The following is an 8,053-nucleotide window of genomic DNA, read 5'->3' as shown; positions in this document are numbered from 1 at the left end:
TTGATACTCAAGCATCATACAGGAGGGCTTTTTTGTTTTCAAGTCCCCGAAAATCCTTCTAACAGGAATGCTCCCTATATTCAAAAATATTTGTTATTTCCTTTTCGAGTGCCGTGGCAATTTTAAAAGCTAACACTAAAGAAGGGTTGTACTTATTTTGTTCCAGAGCCACAATAGTTTGACGACTAACACCGACTGCATCTGCTAATTGCTGCTGTGTCCATTTTTTTTCAGCTCTACCGATTAAAATTCTATTTTTTAGCATATTTCCCCCCTTCTTAGCACGTTTATTATAAAAAGAAATTTCCCTGTTGTAATATATTTTATACATATTGTAAGAAAAATACTACATTATTTTAATAAAATTTTGAAGAAATTTACATCTCATCAAAATTTAGCCTAAATAAAATTAGAGTAAACAAGTGTGTAACCCCAATTGAATAGGACGAGCCAAAATAAACGGAGAAATTCCCCTTATTTTAAAAATGAAGTAAAAAATCACTAAAATAAGGGTAGTAATTCCTTCTATTGATTAAATAAACATAAAATTTAACGATTTAAACGTAAATAAGGGAAAATTCTTCCCTTATTTTCATCGAATTGAGCAAAGTTCTGCAAATAACGGTAAAACCTCCGCTTATTTTAATCTCAGCAAGTGGATATTTCCGTCGCTTTGCGGATGAGTATTTTTGTAACTTTTTAGGAACTAATCCGTAGAAATAATAAGTAACTTAATTTAAGGAGATGGTAAAATGAAACCTATTAATTACAATAATCCCGTTATTGCGGGCTATTTATTACTTGGTGTTATTTTCACTCTAATAGGCTTCTCTAAAGGGTTTGTGTTCTTTTTGTTGGGGGCATTATTTATTATTTACGGAATTAAAGAAAATAATAAGATTATTTAGTCACGTAAAGATTCATCATGGTTTATACTAATTAACAATTAATTAGGATTTAATTATTCAAAGTATCCTTACTAAATGACACGGAAATTTTGGTTAGTAAATAAAGGTTTATCATTTTATGGGGAGATGGGGTAACTATTATGAGCGTAAAAGAAATAAATGAAGAAAATAGAGAAAAGGTTGTTTCTTTTTTTAGGGAGCATTGGGGAAGTTCTGAAATGGTCATTTCCTCTGGTGTTTATCAGTGCGACAAATTGGCTGGTTTCATTTTTGAAGAAAATAACCAGATTATTGGTTTAGTTACATATGTTATTAAAAATTATGAAAATGAAATAGAAATTATATCACTCGATAGCCTTTCAGAAGGGAAGGGTATTGGTTCTGCATTAATCCAAAAAGTTGAAAGCATAGCAAAACAAAAACGAATAGAGATTGTAAGTTTAGTAACTACAAATGATAATTTAAATGCCTTGAAATTTTACCAAAAAAGAGGTTACAGAATTATTTCAATTATCTCTGATGCTGTAAACAATGCACGAAAAATAAAACCTTCTATTCCTTTAATCGGTAATGAGGGCATCCCATTAAAGGATGAATTAATACTAAAGAAAATAGTTTCAGAAAATTAGCTATTAAATGAGCTCATAACGAACAGAAGGTATTAATGGTAGTGGTTCAATTCTACCGAGAGTAACACTAGAACGTTTAGAAGGAAATCTAGAACTTCTGAATGAAACCGTACAAAACGAAGATGTGTTATTTACACGTGCCATGAATCGATTTGCGATTTAGATGAGATGACGACATTTTGGAGAGAGTTAAGAGTAGCGAGTGACGCGGTTAAATCAACTTTAATAGAAAATGCAATAGAGTCCTTCAAGCTAGAAAATAACAGAAATCCCAATGATGATGAGATATTTTTCATAAAAGCATTTGTAAATAACCATATATTACAATCACAATAACAATCTATTACTACCAAAAGTCACTTCATTGAATGAGGTGACTTTGGTTATTTTTATTATAAATGGTTTCAACAAAATGTTTTAGTAGCCAATGTAATAACCTTGTTTAACTTTTAGGGGTTACGTTACTTCATTCATTGTTGGCATTTGCATTAAATGTAGCTCTAGATTTGTCATTTAAAGGGGGAAGAATGGTTATGCAGACAAGTCCAACAATTAATAAATATGCCGATATAATAAAGCCTAAGGATAACGCACCTACCATGTCTATTAGATAACCGAATAATAAATAACCTGGAATACCTCCCCCAACACAAATGATATTATATACGCTAAATACTCTAGCGAGGTGTGTACTTTCCACATGTGTTTGTAAATAGCTAACTACAAAAATATTTAAAATCCCCTGTGAAACTCCGCCTATAACTAAAAGACATTGTAGTAATGGGAGGGGCAAATGCAAAGCAAAACATAAAATTGCAAAGCTGAAGGCAAATAGAGACAATAGAACACCGTATTTTCTATTTATTTTTTTGTACAAGATGGGGCTTATTAGTGAGCCGATGATAATACCAACGAATGTCGGTGTTGTAAATAGGAATAGGCTTTCAGCACCTTTATTTAGCACTAATTTCAAATAATTGATTAAATATAGATCAATTGATGAGCCGACCAGCCAGCCTAAGAAAAATACAATAAACAGTCTATAAATAACTTTATCATTTTTAATATAGGATAGACCTTCTTTAATCGAATCAATTAATAAGGGATTTTTAATAGATGGATGTATATTACGAAAAGATGGTCGAATAAACATAATTGCAAAAAAAGAAGCACAATAAAAACTAATGACAATTACTACGCTTGTATTTGTACCTAGATTCAAATTAAAGAGTAGAGCAGCAAACGAATACGATAGTAGTTTTGCTGTCATAGTGATAATTCGGAAGAAACTATTAGCTGTCGGTATATGTGATTGTTCGACAATATGAGGCATTAAAGTATTACTAGCAGTTGTAAAAAAGATGTTACTAATTGTTACTAAAAATATTAGTAGAAAAACGGTGAGTAAAGACTCGCTATAAAGAAAATTGAATAAAGAGAAAAGAAGCAATAATAGAATCTTGATAATATCAGAAAAAACCATCACTTTTTGTAATGATTTATTTTCTACAAATGCACCTATATGTAAACCGAATAATAATACAGGAAGAGCAGAAAATATGAAATATAATGAAGTACTTACTCCATTCCCGCCCAGTGATTGCAATATGCTTAATAGAATGACAAATAAGGTTGCATCTCCAAAGGCACTAAAAAAAGTAGCTGAAAACAATAAAAGAAATTTTCTGTTTTTAAACATTATTCACCTCATAGTGTATTTATAAAAACCCATTTAATTAACCAGTGGTCAATTCTTCTTTTAAAAAAACTCTAGATAACTAGAGCTTTTAAAAGAAAGTCAGCATGTGCATTCGCTGCTATTTTTGCGTCATCATAGCGTTCAATTCTACCTTTGTAATAAAGAACAAAGCCATGTAAAGAAATAAATGTAGAGTGAATATTATCTTCCTTTAATCTATTTTGATGAAGCTCCTGAATAGTATCGATAAATTTTTTGAGACTTTTTCTTGGAGCAGGCTGCTGAAGAGGATCTTCTAATCCGTGGTGTTGTACAAACATAAAATCGTATTGACTTTGATTATTTAAACCAAATTGCATATAGTTGATAAATATTTGTTTTGTACCTTCAATAGCATCAAGATTTAAACTGTTTTCAAGCATTTGATTAAGCATAGTAAAATATTTTTCGATTACGGCATTAAAAAGTTCTTCTTTATTTTGGAAGTGGTAATAGATGGAACCATGAGTACAACCTAAAGCACTCGCAATAGAGCGCATAGATACTTTATTGAAATCTAATTCTAAAAACTGACGATCTGCTTCTTCTACAATCAATTCTTTTGATAATGTATCTTTGATTTGCTTCCGTCCCATAAAAGACCTCCTATTAAATTGACCGGTGGTTAATTTAATATTAAAGGAGGATTTTAATTAATGCAAGATAAATTTCGTAAGAACTAAAAAAACCTCAGTCTTAGTATTGCCTGCTGTTTTTGAATGATGGGATAAAGGGGAAAGGGAACATCATCATTTGGAAAGATGAGAATGACATCATTCAAAATGATGCTTATTATATTGGGTCTCTATTTTAATAAACATGGGCAAAGGATATTCAACCCCCTGGAAGATACTTGCGAAAGAGGAACTCTATAAAGAGAGGGGGCATCTGAGAAATGTGAAGTATCGCCAATTTATTATAGGTTTGGTGGTATATTGAAAAAAGACATGTTAAGCGACCAAAATAGACGGAGAAATTACCCTTATTTTAAAAATGAAGTAAAAATTCACTAAAATAAGGGTAGTAATTCCCTCTATTGATTAAAAATCCATAAAAATTAACGATTTAAACGTAAATAAGGGGAAATTCTTCCCTTATTTTCATCGAAATGAGCAAAGTTCTGCAAATAACGGTAAATCCTCCGCTTATTGCTTGGTCTGGAGTATATTTTTAATCATCCAGTACCTTCTTCTAAATCTGCCTTCAAATCTTTAAACCATTTTAAGTTCACTAAATGGTGAGAACGGGAATTTTCGTTCATGCGGCGAAAATAATCAATATTACCTGGTGATTCTTTAATAGCTAAGTATTCATCAAGAAGAGCAATTCTGGCCTCAGTTTGATCAATTTGTGATTGGATTAATTCTAATAATTTATTTTTATCGAATTCATTTGCAAAGAGTAGTGCCCCATAGAATTGTAAGTTTACATACTCAGATTTAGTCCCATATTTGACCATTAATTTATCGAATTCTTCTTTGCCTAAAGATGTGATTTTAAAGCTGTGAACTTCACGACCATTGTTTGGACGTATTTGATGTGTTTGTTCAATTAATCCTTTTTCTTCAAGCTGTTGCAAATTGTAATAGAAGGATCCTTTAGTAAAGTTCACGATATATTTATAATGTCGTTTTTCCATTAGACTTAAAAGTTCGTATCCATGAGCGCCAGGCTTTTGAATAAGTAAGCCAAGGATAAGTAAGGGGATCAAGGTTGCATCACCTTCGCCATTTGTACTTCATATTCAGCGTATGTGATTTTACCAAGAGCTAAATTCATACTATGAATATATATTTGTTCAGTTTTAGAATGGTGAGTATTTACTTTTATTGATTGATTTTCATCCGAAAGAGGCTCTAGGATATGACACTTTTCCGAAAATGCTTTGAAGTACCGATAACCAAATTTCCGTTGGGAAACGGCATTTAAATGAATACCATCCGGATTGGCAGTTAGACCTTCTGCCGTTACAAAATAACAATTTTGCTGCTCATGAGTGAATCGGCGTAATTGTTCGTTGATTTCCTGAAACTCTGATGAGTATTTTCCGAAACCTGTTTTTCCTAAAAAATCACCAAGCTCACCAATGATTAATGGGATTTCTTGGAGGTTTAATTCTTTACGTAAAGTATCAATGATAAGAGATAGCTTTTCATAGTACGTTTCATGTAGAGAATTTTGGCTATCACTTTCACCTTGATGCCAAAGTATGCCACAAATTTCACTAGTTTCAAGAGCAAATTGAGCTTCGGACAAAGCATGTTTAAAAAGAGTACCTTGAGGATGCCAATCGTTTAAGGAACTTCCACCTTCCGCACATGGAATCAAACCAATTTCTTCATCCGGGTTGGCTTTCGACCATGCTTCTGCAAAAGAGGCTGCTAGGCTTATACCAGCAACAGGGCGGTCATAATTAATCGGCTCTGTCATCATTTGCCATTGACCATTGCGAAGCATTTTTATTTTTTCATTATAAATGGGTTCAACCTCATGTAAGAAACCACGCCCTGCCATATTTGATTGCCCCAACATTAAAAAAGATTTTATCATTTAATTTTCATTCCTTTACTTAATAGTCTAATTAGACTTCAATATTATAGAGTCTAATTAGACTATCGTCAATTCGATATTGCTAGTAAATTCCACAATTTTTGAATCAACAACCCCCTTGTCAAATGTATTAGGCTTTCTCAACCGATTTCAACTCACTTTAATTTGAGATTCAGGAAAAATTAATTTATTAAATAAAATCTCTTTAATAAGCATAACTAATCTTGATCTTCTCTAAAATGCTATCAAACGTACTCTTAAATACCACATAAAAGTCACCGCAAAGTATATTACCTGATGCAAATAATTGTGATGGTTCTAAAGTTTATCTTTAATAGTAAAAATTAAAATTAATATTTACCACTTTTAAATCATATAACTAATTATCTGGATAATACTGAGCGGTCAGTATTTGAAGAATTGGGTGAGGGAAGAGAGTACTTTGTTGCTTAAGTAACGTAAGTAGAGAGAAAGGATTTGTTACTTGATGAAAGAAAAAATCACAGAACAGAGCGTTAAACTTTTTCAGGAAAAAGGATTTAAGGAAACTTCAATACAAGACATTGTGGATTTACTAGGCGTTACGAAAGGTACTTTTTACTATTATTTTACGAGTAAAGAGATTCTACTGATGGAAATTCACCTAAGATACATTGATGACTTATTGATCAGACAAAAAGTCATCATGGATAGTACGAAAAATTGCCGCGAAAAGATTATTGGAATCGTATCACTTGTTATTCTAGATATTAAGAAGCAAAGAGCAAATGGTCGTGTTTATTTTCGAGAAATGCGGAATTTAACACCAGAGAATGCAAAAAAGGTTAAGAAAAAAAGAGAAGAATTTCGGGTCAATATTGTAGATGTACTAAGTGAAGGGATTAAATCTGGAGAGTTTCGAGAAAATTTAGATCCGAAATTGATCGCCTTGGCCATTTTAGGTGTTACCAATTGGAGCTATAACTGGTTTAATCCTGATGGAGAGGTGTCTGTTGAAGAGTTAGCGGAGAAGTATGTGGACTTTGTTTTATACGGAATAAGTCAAAAAGGGGAATGAAGTATCTTCTGTAATTTTATTTAAATATCAATCTATAAAAGGGGGCATTATATGACGACAGTTCCAACCAAAACAATGAAAGCCATTCAATTCACAGAATATGGGGGCCCAGATGTTTTAAATTTGATAGACATTGAAAGACCTGAAATTGGTGACCAAGAGGTATTAATCGAAGTAAAGGCTATCGGAGTAAACTATGCAGATACTGCTAGAAGAGAAGGGAAGTACGTTGTTCCGACAAAACTGCCGTTTATACCGGGTGCAGAGGTAGCAGGTGAAGTAGTTGCGATTGGGAAAGATGTAAAAAGATTAAAGCCTGGTATGCGCGTTGTGTCACTTATAGAGTCAGGGGCTTACGCACAATTTGTTAGCGTGCATGAAATGGCGCTTACAGAAATACCAAATGGTGTTGAATATTCGGATGCTGTAGCGCTGCCTTTACAAGGACAAACGGCGTACCACATTTTAAAGACAATGGGACGTCTAGAAAAAGGTGAAACTGTTCTTGTCCATGCAGCTGCGGGTGGTGTCGGGGCACTTGCGGTACAATTAGCAAAATTATTTGGAGCGGGCAAAGTTATTGCAACAGCTAGTAATGAGGAAAAACTTTTACATGCAAAGAGTTTAGGTGCAGATTACCTTGTGAATTATACGGAACCAGGATGGGAAGAAAAAGTACGAGAATTTACTGGAGGAAAAGGTGTCGATATAGCACTTGAAATGGTTGGTGGAGATATTTTTGAAAAGACATTTAAATGCCTAGCACCATTCGGGCGTTTGGTGATATTTGGTAGAGCGAGTGGTGAAATGTCAACACTTGATGCTAGTCAGCTTATGCGCCGTAACCATTCCGTTATCGGATTCTTTTTACCACTAATAATGAGTCAGCCTGAATTATACCGACGGAGCTTTACTGAATTACTGAATTTTGTGGATAGCGGAGAGCTTAAATTAACAATCGGAGGTATTTATCGATTAGAAGATGCGCCCCTAGTTCACCAATTACTCCAAGGGAGAAAAACAATTGGAAAGTTAATTCTTACACCCTGAAAAAGTTTAAAAATTATCTTTATTTACGCACGACATACTGACCGATTAGTATTTATTTTTATGAGATAGGAGCGAATATATGGATCAATCTTTATTTGACTTAAGTGGACGTACAGCTCTT

9 protein-coding genes are annotated in these 8,053 nt (G+C 33.1%); 4 read left to right on the top strand and 5 right to left on the bottom strand.

Annotated features, from left to right (window positions below):
- Nucleotides 1-58: 58 nt before the first annotated feature.
- A complete protein-coding gene (locus tag H9632_RS08510) occupies nt 59-265 on the bottom strand; it encodes a helix-turn-helix transcriptional regulator (RefSeq protein ID WP_191703679.1) in 207 nt (68 codons plus the stop codon).
- A gap of 487 nt (nt 266-752) precedes the next feature.
- Between H9632_RS08510 and H9632_RS08505 the strand changes: the two genes are divergently transcribed.
- Together H9632_RS08505 and H9632_RS08500 are read left to right on the top strand one after the other, a co-directional pair.
- Entirely contained in the window at nt 753-908 is a 156-nt protein-coding gene (locus H9632_RS08505) for a hypothetical protein (protein ID WP_191703678.1), read from the top strand.
- 140 nt (nt 909-1,048) lie between these two features.
- Nucleotides 1,049-1,537, top strand: a complete 489-nt coding sequence (locus H9632_RS08500; RefSeq protein WP_191703677.1) for a GNAT family N-acetyltransferase — start codon at nt 1,049-1,051, stop codon at nt 1,535-1,537.
- A 466-nt stretch (nt 1,538-2,003) separates the two neighbouring features.
- Here the strand turns inward: H9632_RS08500 and H9632_RS08495 are convergent, their stop codons facing one another.
- The 4 genes from H9632_RS08495 to H9632_RS08480 all read right to left on the bottom strand — a co-directional run bounded on the left by H9632_RS08495 (nt 2,004) and on the right by H9632_RS08480 (nt 5,825).
- Nucleotides 2,004-3,236: an MFS transporter gene (locus H9632_RS08495; protein ID WP_191703676.1), complete on the bottom strand. Its 1,233-nt coding sequence runs from the start codon at nt 3,234-3,236 to the stop codon at nt 2,004-2,006.
- 71 nt (nt 3,237-3,307) lie between these two features.
- The gene (locus tag H9632_RS08490; RefSeq protein ID WP_191703675.1) at nt 3,308-3,871 is read right to left on the bottom strand and encodes a TetR/AcrR family transcriptional regulator; all 564 of its coding nucleotides are present in this window, start codon (nt 3,869-3,871) and stop codon (nt 3,308-3,310) included.
- Between the two features lie 578 nt (nt 3,872-4,449).
- Nucleotides 4,450-4,986 carry a PadR family transcriptional regulator gene (locus H9632_RS08485; RefSeq protein WP_191703674.1) on the bottom strand — a complete coding sequence of 179 codons (537 nt, stop codon included), beginning with the start codon at nt 4,984-4,986 and terminating at the stop codon, nt 4,450-4,452.
- On the bottom strand, nt 4,983-5,825 hold the full coding sequence (locus tag H9632_RS08480; RefSeq protein ID WP_191703673.1) for a sialate O-acetylesterase: 843 nt from the start codon (nt 5,823-5,825) through the stop codon (nt 4,983-4,985). Before H9632_RS08480 ends, H9632_RS08485 begins: the two co-directional genes overlap by 4 nt.
- A 487-nt stretch (nt 5,826-6,312) precedes the next feature.
- Between H9632_RS08480 and H9632_RS08475 the strand changes: the two genes are divergently transcribed.
- Together H9632_RS08475 and H9632_RS08470 are read left to right on the top strand one after the other, a co-directional pair.
- Nucleotides 6,313-6,882 (top strand): TetR/AcrR family transcriptional regulator, encoded by a 570-nt coding sequence (locus tag H9632_RS08475; RefSeq protein WP_191703672.1) that lies wholly within the window; start codon nt 6,313-6,315, stop codon nt 6,880-6,882.
- Between the two features lie 75 nt (nt 6,883-6,957).
- Nucleotides 6,958-7,932, top strand: coding sequence for a quinone oxidoreductase family protein (locus H9632_RS08470; RefSeq protein ID WP_191703689.1), 975 nt, complete (start codon nt 6,958-6,960; stop codon nt 7,930-7,932).
- Nucleotides 7,933-8,053 lie beyond the last annotated feature (121 nt).

Origin of the sequence: Solibacillus merdavium, from assembly GCF_014836935.1 — a bacterium.
GTDB classification, from domain to species: domain Bacteria; phylum Bacillota; class Bacilli; order Bacillales_A; family Planococcaceae; genus Solibacillus; species Solibacillus ferritrahens.
Note: the sequence above shows the minus strand (reverse complement) of the source record. Positions and strands in the feature narration are given on the sequence as shown.

Coding starts and splice junctions, on each gene's coding strand:
- H9632_RS08495 (WP_191703676.1), bottom strand. CDS start 3,236: ATGTTTAAAAACAGAAAATTTCTTTTATTGTTTTCAGCTACTTTTTTT.
- H9632_RS08510 (WP_191703679.1), bottom strand. CDS start 265: ATGCTAAAAAATAGAATTTTAATCGGTAGAGCTGAAAAAAAATGGACA.
- H9632_RS08475 (WP_191703672.1), top strand. CDS start 6,313: ATGAAAGAAAAAATCACAGAACAGAGCGTTAAACTTTTTCAGGAAAAA.
- H9632_RS08505 (WP_191703678.1), top strand. CDS start 753: ATGAAACCTATTAATTACAATAATCCCGTTATTGCGGGCTATTTATTA.
- H9632_RS08470 (WP_191703689.1), top strand. CDS start 6,958: ATGAAAGCCATTCAATTCACAGAATATGGGGGCCCAGATGTTTTAAAT.
- H9632_RS08490 (WP_191703675.1), bottom strand. CDS start 3,871: ATGGGACGGAAGCAAATCAAAGATACATTATCAAAAGAATTGATTGTA.
- H9632_RS08480 (WP_191703673.1), bottom strand. CDS start 5,825: ATGATAAAATCTTTTTTAATGTTGGGGCAATCAAATATGGCAGGGCGT.
- H9632_RS08500 (WP_191703677.1), top strand. CDS start 1,049: ATGAGCGTAAAAGAAATAAATGAAGAAAATAGAGAAAAGGTTGTTTCT.